The 17649-nt window shown below is 71.6% G+C and carries 4 protein-coding genes; all 4 read right to left on the bottom strand.

Features of this window, described 5'->3' with window-relative positions; translation table 11 throughout:
* Positions 1-10: 10 nt before the first annotated feature.
* Genes AB0M48_RS24970 through AB0M48_RS24955 form a run of 4 tightly spaced genes read right to left on the bottom strand, consistent with a single transcriptional unit; the run spans position 11 to position 17561 of the window.
* The gene (locus tag AB0M48_RS24970) at positions 11-1618 is read right to left on the bottom strand and encodes an ABC transporter substrate-binding protein (protein ID WP_363846259.1); all 1608 of its coding nucleotides are present in this window, start codon (positions 1616-1618) and stop codon (positions 11-13) included.
* Positions 1619-3043 carry an MFS transporter gene (locus AB0M48_RS24965; protein ID WP_363846257.1) on the bottom strand — a complete coding sequence of 475 codons (1425 nt, stop codon included), beginning with the start codon at positions 3041-3043 and terminating at the stop codon, positions 1619-1621.
* Positions 3040-3252 carry an MbtH family protein gene (locus tag AB0M48_RS24960; RefSeq protein ID WP_319984567.1) on the bottom strand — a complete coding sequence of 71 codons (213 nt, stop codon included), beginning with the start codon at positions 3250-3252 and terminating at the stop codon, positions 3040-3042. The genes AB0M48_RS24965 and AB0M48_RS24960 overlap by 4 nt, the downstream gene beginning before the upstream one ends.
* Entirely contained in the window at positions 3252-17561 is a 14310-nt protein-coding gene (locus tag AB0M48_RS24955) for an amino acid adenylation domain-containing protein (RefSeq protein ID WP_363846254.1), read from the bottom strand. The genes AB0M48_RS24960 and AB0M48_RS24955 overlap by 1 nt, the downstream gene beginning before the upstream one ends.
* Positions 17562-17649: the final 88 nt, after the last annotated feature.

Here is a 17649-nt window from a genome sequence, read left to right as displayed (position 1 = left end):
CGCGGCCTCGTTAACAGACGACCTTCACCTGGAACACGTCCAGGTCGGTCAGGATGCTGACCTTCACGTTGCGCAGGCGGTCCGACCAGCCGACCGCCGACCACTCCTGCCACAGCGGCACGACCGGCATGTCCTGCACCAGCAGGCGTTCCGCCTCCCGGTACAGCTCCAGCGCCGCCTCCTTGGCCGGGGCGCGGTCCGCGCGGTCCATCGCGGCGTCGAACGCCGGGTTCGAGTAGCCGTAGTCGTTCGAGGACGCGCCTGTCCGGTACAGCGGGGACAGGAAGTTCTCGATCGACGGGTAGTCGGCTCGCCAGTCCGAGCGGTACGCGCCGGTGATCGTCCGGCCCACGACCGCCTGCCGGAACTCGCGGAACGACATCGTCTCCCTGGTCTCGCAGGCGATGCCGAGCGTGGCCGTGATGCTCTGGCACACCGGGCCCATCCACGTGCGCGCGCCGGACTCGATGTTGGTGTGCAGCTGCAGCGGTCCCTGGAAACCGGACTTCGCCAGGAGCTCCCGCGCCTTCACCGGGTTGTACGTGCACAGCTCACCGCACTGCCCCGGCTGGTAGCCCTCCAGGCCCGGGATGGTGAACCCGTCGGCCGGCTTCTGCCCGCCGCCGACGAGCTTGATCAGCTCTGTCCGGTCGATCGCCATCGACACGGCCTTGCGCAGGTCCGGGTTGTCGTAACCGGGCAGGTAGCTCGGGAACGCCAGGTTCTGCATCAGCAGGAAGTTGCGGTCGGTGTACCGGCCGGGAAGGTCCTTCTTGTACTGACCGCTGGTGATCTTCGAGTACGGCATGGCCTCCATGAAGTCCATCTCGCCGCGCACGAGCGCGTCGTAGGCCGTGGAGGTGTCCGGGTACACCGTGTAGAGCAGTTCCTTGACCCGCGGCTTCTCCGCGCCCTTGTAGTCGCGGTACGCGGTGAGCAGCTGGTGCCCGTTGGGCACCGCCTCCTTGAGCTTGTACGGCCCGTTGCCGACCGGCTTCTGCATCCACGCGGCCGGGTCGCGGAAGAACGAGTCCGGCAGCGGGTAGAACGCCCAGTAGCCCACCATCGTCGGGAAGATCGACAGCGGCGCGGACAGCGTCACCTGGAACTCGTGGTCGTTGACGACCCTGAGCCCGGACATCCGCTTCGAGATCGGTTCCCCGGTCGCCGGGTTGAGGTCCCGGTACCCCTCGATCTTGTCCATGAACGTGTTGTTGCGCAGCTTGTTCGGCCCGTACGCCACGTGGTTCCAGGCGTCGACGAAGTTGCGCGCCTTGACCTCGGTACCGTCGTGGAACCGCCACCCGCGGTGGATCCTGATGCGGAACACCCTCGAGTCGGTCGTGGTGATCGACTTCGCCATCGCGTTGTACGGCTCGGCGTCCTCCAGCCGGTACCCGACCAGGCCGGTGAACATCATGCTGATCAGCCGGCCGCCTCCCCACTCGTTGGTGTCACCCGGTAGCAGAGGCCGGAACGGCTCCGTGTTGAACATTCGGATCTGGGTGTTCTGGATTCCCCCGTGTCGTTGCTCCGCCACCGCCGCGGACGGCGTGACGACCGCGGACGCGACCAGCAGTGCACCGGCCAGCGCCAGCAGTTTCCCCCTGCCCCTCATTCACTCCCCCTTGACTCCAACCGCCACGCGCCGCACACCGAAGGTGAGCAGCGCCCCCACCGCGAGAGCCGCGACGGGAAGCAAGTAGGAGAACCGCAACGCGTCGGCGAACCCTTCGCGGAACTCCTGCGGCACCACGTTCTGCAGCAACCCGGCGTCGAGCCCCTCCACCGACAACCGCGCCTGCAGCACCGCCCCCACGGCCGCGCTGCCGAGCAGGCTGCCGCACAACCTCGTGGTGTTGAACAACCCCGACGCCGCTCCGGACACGTCCTGGGCGATGTCCCGCATCGCGATGATCGCCGCGGGCGAACCGCCGACCCCCATGCCGAGCCCGAGCAGGACCAGTCCGGGCACCAGGTGCCACCACACGCCGTCGGCCCGCACCGCGAGCGCGATCCCGGTGATCCCGGCGGCGAACAGCGCGAGTCCGGCCAGCAGCACGGGTTTGCCGCCGTACCGGTCGATCGCGCTGCCCGACTTCGGCGCGACGACCGCGGAGAGCAGCGGGGCCAGCGCCACGGTGAGCCCGGCGTCCCGCGCGCTCATCCCCGCCACCGACTGCAGGTGCAGCAACGTCAGGAACAGCATCGCGCCCAGTCCCAGCGGAAGTGCGGCGACGACCACCGCCATCAGCGCGAAGTTCCGGTCGCGCAGGATCACGAAGGGCAGCAACGGTTCCCGGTCCTGCCGGCCGCGTTCGACGAGCACGAACAGGACGAGCACGAGCACGCCACCGAGCAGCGCGACCGGGATCAGCCCGCCCCACGCGTGCCGCTCCCCCTCGATCAGCCCGTAGGTCAGCAGGAACAGGCCGGTGGTGACCAGCACGGTGCCGAGCAGGTCGAGCCTGCGCCGCCGGCCGCCGTCGTGGCCCGGCAACCAGGCCGCCCCGAGCACGGCCGCGGCGACACCGAGCGGGATGTTGAGGAAGAAGATCCACCGCCAGCCCAGCGAGTCGACCAGCAGGCCGCCCACGGTCGGCCCGATCGCGGCACCGAGACCGCCGACCGCACCCCAGATGCCGAACGCCGCGCCGCGCTTCTCCTCCGGGAACACCCTGGTGAGCAACGACAGCGTCTGCGGCACGAGCAGCGCCGCACCGACGCCCTGCACCACCCGTGCCCAGATCAGCTGGTCCGCTGTCTGCGCTAGGCCGCACACCACGGACGCGGCGGTGAAGAGGCTGACGCCGGACACGAACATCCGGCGCTGCCCGAACAGGTCCCCGAGCCGGCCACCGGTGATCAGCAGCACCGCGAACGCCAGCACGTAGGAGTTGATCACCCACAGCACCGAGTCGAGCGAGGCGTCCAGATCACGCGCGAGGGTGGGGATGGCGACGTTGACGACGGTGGTGTCCAGCAGCGTCATCACCTGGCCGAGGACCAGGGCCACGAGCACCAGCCACGGGTTGCGGCTCACTGCTGCCCCATCTGCTCGACGAGGCTCCGCGGCCGCATGTCCACCCAGTTCTCGTCGACGTGGTCGACGCACGCGGACCTGCTGTCCGGCCCGAAGGTCACCGTCCACCCCTCCGGCACGGCGATGTGCTCGGGCCACAGCGAGTACTGGCCCTCGTCGTTGATCAGCACGAGGTAGGTGCCGTCGGCGTTCTCGAACGGGTTGCTCATCACACTCTCCGTGCGGTTCTGGCGCCGAGGACCTGGGCGATCTCGGCGATGGGTTCGGGCTGGGTCATGGCGCCGTGGGCGCAGTCGAGCGAATGCACGTCGATCAGGCCGGTCACGTGCGGCGCCCACAGGCCGGGCGACGGGCTTCCGGTGGCGGCGAAGAAGAGGACGTCGCCGCGGAACACCCGCGGAGTGGCGGCGTTCATCAGCCGGGCGTTCGTGGCGAACGTCGCGGCCATCGCGTCGACCTGCTCCGGGGTGAACCCGGTGAGCTCGCCGCGGTCTCCGTGGCCCAGCGACGCGAGCATCGCGTCCGGACCCGGATCGTCCGCGCGCACCGGGTAGGCGTCGAGCAACGTCAGCAGTGCCACCTCAGCACCCTGTTCCTGCAGCAGCACCGCCATCTCGTGCGCCACCACACCGCCGAACGACCAGCCGAGCAGGTCGTACGGGCCTTCCGGCTGCACCTCCCGGATGCGGGCGACGTAGTCCGCCGCCATCTCGGCGACCGACCCCGGCGCCTGGGCCGCGGCCGTGAGACTCCTGGCCTGCAACGCGTACACCGGCCGGTCCACGCCGCGCAGCAGTCCGGAGTAGACCCAGCCGATGCCGGCCGCCGGATGCACGCAGAACAACGGTGTCCCGGCGCCGTCCGCCCGCAGCGGCAGCAGCACGTCGAACGAGTCGCGCTCGTCGTCGTGGCCGAGCCGGTGCGCCAAACCCGCGACGGTGGGCTCCTCGAACAACGTCCGGATGCCCAGCCGCACACCGAAGGCGCGCTGGATCCGGCCGAGCAGCCTGGCCGCCAGGATGGAGTGCCCGCCGAGGTCGAAGAACCCGTCGTCGATGCCGACCGCGGGCAGGTCCAGTTCCTCGGCGAAGAGCTCGGCCAGGATCTGTTCGGCCGGGTTGCGCGGCTCCCGCCGCACGCCGGCGGTGAAGTCCGGTGCGGGCAGCGCCTTCCGGTCGAGCTTGCCGTTCGGGGTCAGCGGCAGAGCCGGGACCGGCACGACGAAAGGCACCATGTGCGACGGCAACGTCCGCGCCAGTGCCTCCCGCGACACCTCCACTGTGGACACCACGTAGGCCACGAGACGATCGGAGACGGCGAGCACGGCGGCCTGGGCGACGCCGGGCTGGGCCAGCAGCACGGCCTCGACCTCGCCCGGCTCGATCCGGAAACCGCGGACCTTCACCTGCTGGTCCGACCGGCCGACGAACTCCAGGTTGCCGTCCGGACGCCACCGCACCACGTCACCGGTGCGGTACATGCGCGCCCCAGAAGAAACATCACTGCCGAACGGGTCCGCGACGAACCTCGACGCGGTGAGACCCGGCCGGCCGAGGTACCCGCGCGCCACGCCGTCACCCGCGACGTACAGCTCGCCCGGAACACCGACCGGCACCGGCCGCAGCGCGTCGTCCAGCACGTACACGCGGGTGCCGGGCATCGGCCTGCCCATCGGCGGGTGGTCGGTACCGGCGAGCGGGTCGCTCATCGCCGACACCACCGTGGTCTCGGTGAGCCCGTAGACCTGCATCATCGTGCGGCCGGGCGACCACCGGGCGACGAGGTCCGCGCTGCACGGCTCGCCGCCGACCACGAACCCCCGCAGGCTCGGCAGGTCCCGGCCCGGCGGCACCGACGCGAGCATCGACGCCACCAGGTCGGTGTGCGTGACGGCGTTCTCCTCGACCAGGTTCGCGAGGTCGTCGCCCGCCGGCTGGCGGTCGGGACCCGGCACGACCAGCGCGGCGCCGGCGAGCAGGGTCAGCGCGATGTCGGCGAGCGACACGTCGAAGCTGATCGACACGGCGAGCAGGAACCGGCTGTCCGGTCCCATCGCCAGCCGGTCGACGTGCGTCAGCGCCATCGTGACGATCCCGGCGTGCGTGACCTGCACGCCCTTGGGAGTGCCGGTCGACCCGGAGGTGTAGATGACGTACGCGGTGTTCGCCGGGTCGATCCGCACCTCCGGGTCCGTGCCCGGCTGGTCGCCCTCGACGGCCGCGGTGCTCAGCACGATCGCGGGCCGCGCGTCGGCGAGCATCGACTCGATCCGCTTTACCGGGTAGCCGGGGTCGATCGGCAGGTAGGCGGCACCGGTCTTGAGGACCGCGAGCCACGCCACGATCAGGTCCGCCGACCGCGGCAACCGCAGCGCCACCAGGCGTTCCGGCCCCGCGCCCTGGCCGATCAGCTGGTGCGCCAACCGGTTCGCCCGCTCGTTGAGCTCCGCGTAGGTCACCGAGGTGCCCTCGAAGACCACCGCGACCGCGTCCGGTGTGCGGCGCACCTGCTCCTCGACCAGCTTCGGCAGCACTTGAGCAGGCCCTTCGGCCGCAGTGCCGTTCCACTCCACCAGAAGCCGCGTGCGGTCTTCCGCCGAGAGCAGGTCGATCGACGAGATCGGCTGCTCCGGCGCGTCGGCGACGGTCTCCAGCAGGCGGTGCAGGGCCCCGGTCAGCGCCAGCACGGTCGGCCGGTCGAAGAGGTCGGTGCTGAACGTGACCTCCGCGAGCAGGCCGTCGGGCTGCTCGGCGAAGCTGAGCTCGAGGTCGAACCGCGACGGGTGCACGCCGGGCTCCACCGGCTCCGCCGTCACGTCCGGCAGGTCCAGCGCCGGCGCGGCACCGTCCTGCAGTGCGAGGACGACCTGGAACAGCGGCGGCCGGGAGGCGGTCCGCGCCGGCTTCAGCTCCTCCACCAGCCGTTCGAACGGCACGTCGGCGTGGGCGTACGCGGCCAGGTCGGTCTCCCGGATCCTGGCGAGCAGGCCGGTGAACGTCGGGTCGCCGGAGGTGTCCGCCCGCAGCACGAGCGTGTTCACGAAGAACCCGACCACGTCGTCCAGCGCGGCGTCGGTGCGGGCGGCGACCGGGCTCCCGATCGGCACGTCCGTACCCGCGCCGAACTTCGTGAGCACCGTCGCCAGTGCCGCGTGCAGCACCATGAACAACGTAGTGTCGTGCTGTCGTGCCAACGTCTTCAACCGGTCGCGCAACGAGGCGTCCAGCAGGGTCGACACCAGGTCGCCCCGCCCGCTCGGCACCGCGGGCCGCGGCCGGTCGAACGGCAGCTCCAGTTCGTCGGGCAACCCGGCCAGCGCGTCCCGCCAGTAGCCGAGCTGTCCGTCCACATCGGACGTCTCGCGCTGCCACAGCGTGTAGTCCACGTACTGCACCGGCAACGGTGTGAACTCCGGCGCCCTGCCCTCCGCCCTCGCCCGGTAGGCCAGTTCGAGGTCGCGGATCAGCGGGGCCATCGACGCGCCGTCGAACGCGATGTGGTGCAGCGCGATCAACAGCACCTGCTCGGCGCCGGTGAACAGGGTGGCGCGCACCGGCAGGTCCGTCGTCAGGTCGAAGCCGCGCGCCGCCGCGGAAAGGTCGGGTGGTCCGTCCACGACGGACAACCGCGCGCCGGCGGGCAGCACGACCTGGATCGGCCCCTCGCCGGTCTGCGGGAACACCGTCCGCAACGACTCGTGCCGGGTGACCACGTCGTCGAACGCCGCGACGAGCGCGGCCTGGTCCACGGCGCCGGTCAGCCGCCACGCGACCGCCACGTTGTAGGCCGCGTCGGCGTCGAGCATCTGGTTGAGGATCCACAGCCGGTGCTGGGCGAACGACAGCGGAATCGGATCCGGGCGCGACATCGGCACGAGCGGGTGCGCGGACCGGCCCGCGGTCCGGACGCGCCCGGCCAGCCCGGCCACCGTGGGGTGCTCGAACACCGCGCGCACGGGCAGCTCGACGCGCAGCGCCGTGCGGACCCGGTTCACCAGCCGCGTCGCGAGCAGTGAGTGCCCGCCGAGGTCGAAGAAGTTGTCGTCCACGCCGATGCTGTCGAGCCCGAGCGTGGCGGCGAAGAGACCGGCCAGGATCTCTTCCTGCGGCGTGCGCGGCCCCCGTCCGGAGGTGCCGCGGAACGACGGCGCGGGCAGCGCGGCCCGGTCGAGCTTCCCGTTGGGCGTCAACGGCAGCACGTCCAGCGGCACGATCGCGGCTGGCACCAGGTAGTCCGGCAACGTGCGGGCCAGCTCGCCGCGCAGCGCCGCCGGGTCGGCCGCACCGGTCACGTAGCCCACCAGCACCCGGACACCGGGCGTGTCCTCGCGGACGATCACCGCGGACCCGGTCACGGCGGGCTGGGCGAGCAGCACGGCCTCGATCTCGCCGAGTTCCACCCGGAACCCGCGGATCTTGACCTGCTGGTCCGCGCGGCCGAGGAACTCCAGGTTGCCGTCCGCACGCCACCGCACCAGGTCGCCGGTGCGGTACATGCGCCCGCCGAACGGGCTGGCGACGAACCGTTCCGCCGTCAGCGCCGGCCGGTCCAGGTACCCGCGGGCGAGCCCGTCACCGGACAGGTACAGCTCCCCCGGCACGCCGACGGGAACCGGCCGCAGGTGCGAGTCCAGCACGAGCGTCCTGGTGTTCCACACCGGGCGGCCCATCGGCGGGGTCTCGTCGCCGGACAACGGGTCGCTCATCACCGCGACCACGGTCGACTCCGTCGGCCCGTAGACCTGCATCATCGTGCGGCCCGGCGAGAAGCGTTCCACCAGGTCGGCCGTGCAAGCCTCGCCGCCGACCACGAACCCGCGCAACCTCGGGAAGTCCCGCTCCGGCATCGACGCGAGCATCGCGGCGACCAGGTCGGTGTGCGTGATCGCGTACGTGTCGATCAGGTCCGCGAGCTCGTCGCCCGCGAGCTTCACCTCCGGCGGCGGCACCACGAGGGTGGCGCCGGAGGTCAGCACCATCGCGATGTCCGCGAGCGAGACGTCGAAGCTGACCGACACCGCGAGCAGGAACCGCGAACCCGGTCCGAGGCCGAGCCGCTCGACGTGCACCCCGGCCACCCCGGCGATGCCGGAGTGGGTCACCACGACGCCCTTCGGCGTGCCGGTCGAGCCGGAAGTGTAGATCACGTACGCGGCGCTCGTCAGCGGCACTTCGACGCCGGGATCGGTGGCAGGTCTGCCTTCAGCCTGCACTGAAGTGACTGTGATGACCGGTTTGGCGTCCTCGATCATGAACGCGATGCGCTCCGCCGGGTAGTCCGCGTCGATCGGCACGTAGGCGGCGCCGGTCTTGAGGATCGCGAGCCACGCGACGATCAGGTCCGCCGAGCGCGGCAGGGACAGCGCCACCCGCCGCTCCGGGCCCGCCCCGGCCTCGATCAGCCGATGCGCCAACCGGTTCGCGCGGGCGTCCAGTTCGGCGTAGGTCAGCTCCGTGTCTCCGAAGACCACCGCGACGGCGTCCGGCGTCCTGGCCACCTGTTCGCGCACCAGCACCGGCAGCGGTGCCCGGCGAAGATCACGCGCCGTGGCGTTGAACCCGGTGACGAGCTGCGCGGTCTCGGCGGCCGGCAGGTAGTCGAGCGCGCCGATCCGGACACCGGCGTCCCGCACCGCGGACACGAGCACGCCGTGCAGCCAGGAGGCGATCCGCTCCGCGGTGGACCGGTCGAACAGCTCCGCGCTGTACTCCAGCCCGCCGGTGATGCCGGTGGGTTCCTCCACCAGGTCGAACGCGAGGTCGAACTTCGCGACGTCCGTGTCGCGCACCTCGACCCGGCCGGTGGCCGCACCGAACGTGATCTCCTGCGCCAGCGTGTCCTGGAACGCGAGCAGCACCTGGAACAGCGGGTGCCGCGACAGCGACCTGGCCGGCTGCAGCTGTTCCACCAGCCGTTCGAACGGCAGGTCGGGGTGGGCGTACGCGGCCAGACCCGTCTCCCTGACCTTCGCCAGCAGCTCCGCGAACGTCGGGTCGCCGGAGGTGTCGGTCCGCAGCACCACGGTGTTCACGAAGAACCCGACGACATCGTCGAGCACCTCGTCCGACCGGGCCGCGACCGGGCTGCCGATCGGGATGTCGGTGCCGGCGCCGAGCCTGGTCAGCAGAGTCGCGATCGCGGCCTGTAGCACCATGAACACGGTCACGCCGTGCTCGTCCGCCAAGGCCCGAATCCTGCGGTGCAGCTCGGGTTCGATCGTCAGGTCGACACGGCCGCCGCGGAACTCCGACACGACCGGGCGAGGCCGGTCGACCGGCAGCGGCAGTTCCTCCGGCAACCCGGCCAGCGCACCGGACCAGAAGTCCAGCTGCTGGCGGAACAGCGACTTCGGGTCCGACTCCGACCCGAGCATCTCCCGTTGCCACAGGGCGTAGTCCGCGTACTGCACGGGCAGCGGCGTCCAGTCCGGCGCACGCCCGGCGAGCCGCGCCTCGTAGGCCTGCGCGAGGTCGCGGACCATCGGCGCGGTCGACCGGCCGTCACCCGCGATGTGGTGGTGCAGCAACAGCAGTTCGTGCTCGTCCGGACCGAGTTCGACCAGCCGGCACCGCAACGGCGGCTCGGTCGTGAGGTCGAAGTCCTCCTCGTGACTGCCCGGGCCCAGCAGCTCCGGCGTCCACGACGGCAGGATCTGCTGGCGCGGGCCGGTGTCGCCCTCGGGGAAGACGGTCCGCAGCACCTCGTGCCGGTCCACCAGGTCACCGAGCGCGGCGGTCAGCGCGGCCCGGTCGAGCGGGCCGGTCAGCACCAGGGTGAGCGGGATGTTGTAGATCCCCTTGGCTTCCTCGATCCGGTTGAGCAGCCACATCCGTTGCTGCGCGTACGAGAGCGGGATCTCGTCCGGCCGGGGCCTCGCGACCAGCGGAGGTCGTGCCGCGTCCGCGTTGCCGAGCAGCGCGGCGAGTCCGGCGACGGTCGGCGACTCGAACAGGTGCCGGATCTTGAGCTCCGCGCCGAACACCGCGCGGGCGCGGCTGATGAGCCGGATCGCGGCCAGCGAGTGGCCGCCGAGCCGGAAGAAGTCCTCGTCGACACCGACCGCGGGCACACCGAGCACCTCGGCGAACAGCGAGCAGAGCAGTTCCTCCGCGGGGTTGCGCGCGGTCCGCACGACCCGCGCCTCCGCGGTCCAGTCCGGTTCCGGCAGCGCCTTGCGGTCGAGCTTTCCGTTGGGGGTCAACGGCAGCGCGTCCAGCACCACGATCGCCGACGGCACCATGTACTCGGGCAGCGACGCGGCGGCGTGCTCCCGCAGCCCGGCCGCGGCACCGGTCACGTAGCCGACCAGGCCGTTGTCCCTGACGACGACCACGGCCTGGCGCACGGCCGGATGCGCGGTGAGGACGGCCTCGATCTCACCCAGCTCGATGCGGTGACCGCGCACCTTGACCTGGAAGTCCACCCTGCCCAGGTAGTCGAGCTCGCCGTCGGCGCCCCAGCGCGCGAGGTCACCGGTGCGGTACATCCGGCCCGGCCCGAAGGGGTTGGCGACGAACCTCTCGGCGGTGAGCGACGGCCTGTGGTGGTAGCCCCTGGCCAGCCCGAGCCCGGCGATGTACAGCTCCCCCGGCACACCGGGCGGCACGGGCCGCAGCCCGGCGTCGAGCACGTAGACATCGGTGTTCCAGATCGGCCTGCCGATGGCGGGCGCGCCCGGCCTGCCCGCGAGTGGGTGCGTGGTGGACCAGATCGTGGTCTCGGTCGGCCCGTACATGTTCGTCACACCCGATGCCAGCGCCCGCATCGAGTCCGCGAGCGCGGGCGGCAGCGCCTCGCCACCGACCAGCATCCGCAGGCCGCGCACCCCCTCGGGTTCCGCGGCGACGAGCGCCTGCCACAACGACGGCGTGGCCTGCAGAACGGTGCCGCCGGTGCGCGCGATCAACCGCACGAGCGCGGCCGGGTCGGTGACCGTCTCCTTCTCCGCCACCACGACCGCGGCACCGCTGAGCAACGGCAGGAACATCTCCAGCGCGGCGATGTCGAACGCGATCGTGGTGACCGCGATCCACCGGTCGTGCGCCGCGAGCGGCACGGTCTCGGCCATCGACGCGAGGAAGTTGAGCAGCGTCGCCCTCGGGATGACCACGCCCTTGGGCTTGCCGGTCGAACCGGAGGTGTAGATCACGTACGCGGGACTGTCCTGCGCGACCACGACTTCGGGATTGGTGTCCACATCGGACAGCGGCGGCAGGGCGCGCAACGTCAGCAGCGGCTCGGCGTCGGCGAGCATGTAGTCGACCCGCTCGGCGGGGTAGTCCGGGTCGAGCGGCAGGTAGGCCGCGCCGGACTTCAGCACGCCGAGCAGCGCGACGACGAGATCCGCCGACCGCGGCATCGCCAGCGCGACATAGCGTTCCGGCCCGGCGCCGAGACCGATCAGGTGGTGCGCGAGGCGGTTGGCACGGGCGTTCAGCTCGTCGTAGGTCAGGAGCACGTCGTCGCACAACACGGCGACCACGTCCGGGGTCCGCGCGACCTGGTCCTCGAACAGCTCGACCACCGAGCGGGCAGGCACCTCACGGGCGGTGTCGTTCCACCGCCGCAGCACCAGGTCGCGTTCGGCCGGATCCAGCACGTCGAGCGTTCCGACAGGACGGTCCGGATCGGCGGCGGCCTCGGTCAGCAGCCGGACCACCCTGGCGGCCAGCCGCGAGGCGGTGCCGTGGTCGAAGAGGTCCGCGGCGTACTCGAGCCGTCCGTCGATGCCGGCGGCGTTCTCGGTGAGGTAGCAGAGCAGGTCGAACTTCGCGACGCCCAGCTCGTCCGCCTCGCGGTGGACCTCCAGCCCCGGCAGGTCGAACTCGACCGGTGGCGTGTTCTGCAGCACCAGCATCGTCTGGAACAACGGGTGCCGGGCCAGCGACCGGGTCGGGTTCAGCAGCTCGACCAGCCGCTCGAACGGCACGTCCGCGTTGGCGTAGGCGGTGAGGTTGGTCTGCCGCACCCGTGCGAGCAGCTCGGCGAACGTCGGGTCGCCCGAGGTGTCCGTGCGCAGCACCAGCGTGTTGAGGAAGCAGCCGACCAGGTCGTCGAGCGCGTCGTCGGTGCGTCCCGCGACCGGCGTGCCGATCGGGATGTCGGTGCCCGCGCCGAGCCTCGTGAAGGTCGCGGCGAACGCCGCCTGCAGCACCATGAAGACGCTGACCTGGTGGCGGCGGGCGAGGTCGCGCACCCGCTCGTGCAGCGCCGCGTCGAGGGAGAACTCGACCACTCCGCCGACGTAGCTGGCCGCGGCGGGGCGGGGCCGGTCGGTGGGCAGCGCGAGTTCCTCCGGCAGCCCGGCCAAGGCCTGCCGCCAGTGCTCCACCTGCGCGGCGATCGGGCTCGCCGGGTCGGACTCGGTGCCGAGCACCTCCCGTTGCCACAGCGTGTAGTCCGCGTACTGCACCGGCAGCGGCGCCCAGTCCGGCGCGGTGCCGGTGAGCCGTGCGGCGTAGGCGGCGGACAGGTCGCGACCGAGCGGCGCCAGTGACCACCCGTCGGCCGCGATGTGGTGCAGGACGATCATCAGCACGTGCTCGCGCTCGGACAGGCGCTGCAGATGCGCCCGGATCGGCGGTTCGGTGGTCAGGTCGAAGCCGTGGCGCGCGTCCGGCGGACCGAGGTGCAGCGGCACGTCGGCCGACGGCAGCACCACCTGGTGCGGCAGGCCGTCTCGTTCGACCAGGACCGTGCGCAACGACTCGTGCCGGTCCGTCAGGTCGGTCAGCGCGGCCCGCAGCGCGGGCACGTCCAGCTCACCGGACAGCCGCAGCACCAGCGGCAGGTTGTAGGTGCCGCTCGGGCCCTCCAGCCGGTCGAGGAACCACAACCGCTGCTGGGTGTAGGAGACCGGCAGGTGTTCGGGGCGTTCGGCGACCGTCACCCGTTGCCGGGCACCACCGGCGGTGGCGATCCGTTCCGCGAGCGCGGCGGGCGTCGGCGCGTCGAAGAGGCTGCGGATGCCGACCTCCACGCCGAAGACCGTGCGCAGCCTGCCGATCAGCCTCATGGCGAGCAGTGAATGCCCGCCGAGGTCGAAGAACCGGTCCTGCACACCGACTTCCGGCACGTTCAGGACGTCCGCGAACAGGCCGACCAGCAACTCCTCGGTCGGTGTGCGGGCCGCACGGCTCTCGGTGACCACGGCCTCGGGTGCGGGCAGCGCCTTGCGGTCGACCTTTCCGCTGGGGGTCAACGGAAACGCGGGCAGCACGACGAACGCACCGGGCACCATGTACTCCGGCAACGTCTCGGCGAGGTGCGCCCGCAGGCCGGCGCTGTCGGCCTCGCCGGCGACATAACCGATCAGGCGTTCGTCCTGGACCACGACCAGCGCCTGCCGCACCGCCGGGTGCTGGGCCAGCCGGACCTCGACCTCGCCCAGCTCGATCCGGAAACCGCGCACCTTGACCTGGGTGTCGGTGCGGCCGAGGTAGGTGATGGTGCCGTCGGAGTTCCACCGCGCCAGGTCGCCGGAGCGGTAGATCCGGCCAGGGCCGAACGGGTTGGCGACGAACCGTTCCGCGGTCAGCGCGGGCTGGCCCAGGTAGCCGCGGGCCAGCTGGACGCCGGCGAGGTACAGCTCTCCGGCGACACCGGGCGGTACCGGGTTGAGGTCGCGGTCGAGCACGTAGAGCCGGGTGTTGCGGACCGGCCTGCCGATCGGGACGGCGCTGCCGGAGAAACCCGGTGGCACCTCGAAGTAGCTGACCTCGACCGCGGCCTCGGTCGGCCCGTACAGGTTGTGCAGCGGGACGTCCATTGTGGACTGGAACTGCTCGACCAGGTCACCGGGCAACGCCTCACCGGCCGCCAGCACCCGGCGCAGGCCCGTGCACCCGGCTGCGGACGGCTCCTCCAGGAACGCCCGCAGCATCGACGGCACGAAGTTGACCTCGGTGATCCGTTCCGACCGGATCAGCTCGGCGAGGTAGGCCGGGTCCCGGTGGCCACCGGGACGAGCGAGCACGACGGTCGCGCCGACGATCAACGGCCCGAAGAACTCCGGCACCGACACGTCGAAGCTCGACGGCGTCTTCTGCAACACCCGCTCACCGGCATCGAGACCGTAGTGGTCCTGCGACCACAGCAACCGGTTCACGATCGCGCGGTGGGACACCACCACGCCCTTGGGCCGGCCGGTCGAACCGGACGTGTAGATCACGTACGCGGCGTTGTCCGGCGTCGCGGTGAGCGCGGGTGCGTGCGCCGGGTGACCGGACACGTCCGGAAGCTCATGCAACGCGAGCACCGCACCGGCATCGGTGAGCATGTGGTCGATCCGGTCGCGCGGGTGGTCGTGGTCGATCGGCAGGTAGGCCGCCCCGGCCTTGAGCACCGCGACCAGCGCGACCACCAGCTCCAGCGAGCGGGGCAGCAGCACGGCGACGAACCGCTCGGGGCCGGCGCCGTGCGCCAGCAGGTGGTGCGCGAGCCGATTGGCCCACGCGTCCAGTTCCGCGTAGGTCAGCGAGGTGCCTTCGAACACGACGGCGGTCGCGCCGGGTGTGCGTTCCACCTGCTCGGCCAGCAACTGCGTCAGCGTGGCGGCGGGAACCTCGGCCGCGGTGTCGTTCCACCGCGTCAGCACGCGGTCGCGGTCGGCCGGGTCGAGCTGGTCGACGTGGTGGATCGGCTGGTCCGGGTCGGCGAACGCGGCCAGGACCCGCAGCAGCCGGTCCTCCACCTGTCCTGCCAGCGGCGTGCGGTGGCTGATCCGCAACGTGAGCCGCTCCCCCGGCACCGCGATCAGGCCGAGCGGGTAGTGCACGGGATAGCGCATCTCGGTGCCGACGATCGTGAGGTCGCCGTGCGGCCGCACGTCGTCCGGGTAGTTCTCGAAGACGGTGAGCGTGTCGAAGAGTTCCGTGGTGCCGGTGAGCCGGTGCAGGTCGGCCAGCCCGAGGATGGCGTTCTCGCTCGTTCTCAGCTGCTGCCGGTGCAGGTCCGCGCACAGCTCGGCGACGGTCATGCCGGGCCGGAGGGTGGCGCGCACCGGAATGGTGTTGATGAACAGGCCGACCATCGTCTCGACGCCGGGCAGATCGGCCGGGCGTCCGGACACGGTGGTGCCGAACACGACGTCGTGGCGACCGGTGATCCCGCTGAGCACGAGTGCCCAGGCCGCCTGCACCACGGTGTTCAGCGTGTAGCCGCCGTCGAGCGCGCGCCGGGTCAGCAGGGCGGTGAGGTCCTCGGACAGTTCGACGACGCGTTCGCCGCGCACCTCGGTGCCACCGACCAGCGTCGGCTCGTCGACACCGTCGAGCACGTCGAGCCAGACCCGTTCCGCCGCGGCGCGGTCCTGGGCGCCGAGCCAGTTCAGGTAGTCCTGGTACGGCGGCGGGTCGGTGAGTTCCTCGCCCGCGTAGTGCGCGAGCAGCTCGTCCAGCAGCACCGGTGTGGACCAGCCGTCGAGCAGGATGTGGTGGCAGGTGAGGACGAGCTTGGTGCCGTGCAACAGGAACCGCAGCAAGGGCGGGGCGGCCATGTCGAACGGGCGCCGTTCCTCGGCCCGCAGCTCGTCGAGGTCGCCCTCGGCCACCCGCCACGGCACGTCCACCTCGGCCGGTGCGAACCGGCCGTCGTGCCGGAACCCCCAGCGCAGGTTCGGATGCCGTCGCACCAGCCAGCGGGCGGACTCGCGCAGGCGGTCGGCGTCGATCGTGCCGTCGATCTCGACGGTGAGCTGCGAGACGTACACGTCGACGTCGTCGTGCAGCGCGTGGAACAGCAGGCCCTCGGCCAGCGGCGCCAGCGAGACCCCGGCGTCCGGCAGGGTCTGCTCGACCACCGGGGTGGCGACCGTCGCGAGCGCCCGTACCGTGCGGTGCGTGAAGACCAGCTCGGGAGTGAGCCGGAACCCGGACCGCCGAGCCCGGCTGACCAGCCGGATCGCGCCGATGCTGTCGCCGCCCAGTGCGAAGAAGTCGTCCTCGGTGCCGACCGCCGGCAGACCGAGGATCGCGGCGAACGGCACGAGCAGCGCTTCCTCGGCCGGCGTGCTCGCCGCGGAGCCGGTGACCAGCACGCCGAGGTCCGGTTCCGGCAACGCGGCCCGGTCCAGCTTCCCGGCCGGGGACAACGGGAACTCGTCCAGCGTCACGAACAACGCCGGCACCATGTACTCGGGCAGCGTCACCGCGAGGTGCGCCCGCAGCTCGTCCAGGTCCACGTCACCGACGAGGTAGCCGACCAGGCGTTCGTCGCGGACCAGCACGGCGGCCTGCCGCACCGCGGGGTGGCGTTCCAGGCTCGTCTCGACCTCACCGAGCTCGATCCGGAAGCCGCGCACCTTGACCTGCGTGTCGGTGCGGCCGAGGTAGACCACGGCGCCGTCCTCGCGCACCCTGGCCAGGTCGCCGGTGCGGTACAGGCGGGCACCCGGCGCGCCGTGCGGGTCGGCGACGAACCGCTCGGCGGTCAGCCCCGGCCGGTTCAGGTAACCGCGGGCCAGCTGGTCGCCCGCGAGGTAGAGCTCGCCGGTCTCCGCCGGGTTCAGGTCGGCGTCCAGCACGCGCAGCCGCGTGTTCCACACCGCGTGGCCGATCGGCACGGCGCCGTCGGCGAAACCCGGTGGCACCTCGAAGTAGCTCACCTCGACGGCTGCCTCGGTCGGCCCGTACAGGTTGTGCAGCGGCACGTCCAAAGTGGACTGGAACTGCTCGACCAGGTCACCGGTCAGCGCTTCACCGGCCGCCAGCACCCGGCGCAGGCCCGTGCACCCGGCAGCGGTGGGCTCCTCCAGGAACGCCCGCAGCATCGACGGCACGAAGTTGACCTCGGTGACGCCCTGCTCCTGGATCAACGCCGCGAGGTAGGCCGGATCCCGGTGGCCACCGGGACGAGCGAGCACGAGCGTCGCGCCGACGATCAACGGCCCGAAGAACTCCGGCACCGACACGTCGAAGCTCGACGGCGTCTTCTGCAATACCCGCTCACTCGCGTCCAGCCCGTAGTGGGCCTGCGACCACAGCAACCGGTTAACGATCGCGTGGTGTGGCACCACCACGCCCTTGGGCCGTCCCGTCGAACCGGACGTGTAGATCACGTACGCGGGGTCCCGCGGGTCGATCGGCCGGACCCGGTCGGCGTCGATGACCGGCGCCGGCGAGTAGCCGGACAGCATCGCGGACGTGGCGGAGTCGTCGAGCGCGAGTCCGCTCACCGGCACGGTGCTGTGCGTCAGCACCTGCACCGGCCGCGCGTCCTCGACCATGAAGGCGATCCGGTCGGCGGGGTACTCGGGGTCCACCGGCAGGTACGCCGCTCCCGTCTTCACCACGGCCAGCAGCGCGACCACGAGTTCGACCGAACGGGGCAGCGCCACCGCGACGACCTGGTCCGGACCCGCGCCCTGCTCGAGCAGGAACCGGGCCAATCGGTTGGCCGCCGCGTGCAGCGCGCCGTAGGTGACCCCGGCGCCCTCGAACACCACGGCCGTGGAGTCCGGAGTGGACAGTTCGCTCAAGTCAAGCAGCGCAACAAGGTCACGCTTCGCGCCCACGATCATGAACCCCCACCCCGTTGAAACCCGAGACCGGCGAAGAGCCCCCGCAGCGCCGGTGTGATGAGCTAGCTTGGCCCGGACCGTTTCCAGT

The sequence above is a fragment of the Lentzea sp. NPDC051208 genome, from assembly GCF_040682435.1.
GTDB lineage: Bacteria > Actinomycetota > Actinomycetes > Mycobacteriales > Pseudonocardiaceae > Lentzea > Lentzea kristufekii.
Note: the sequence above shows the minus strand (reverse complement) of the source record. Positions and strands in the feature narration are given on the sequence as shown.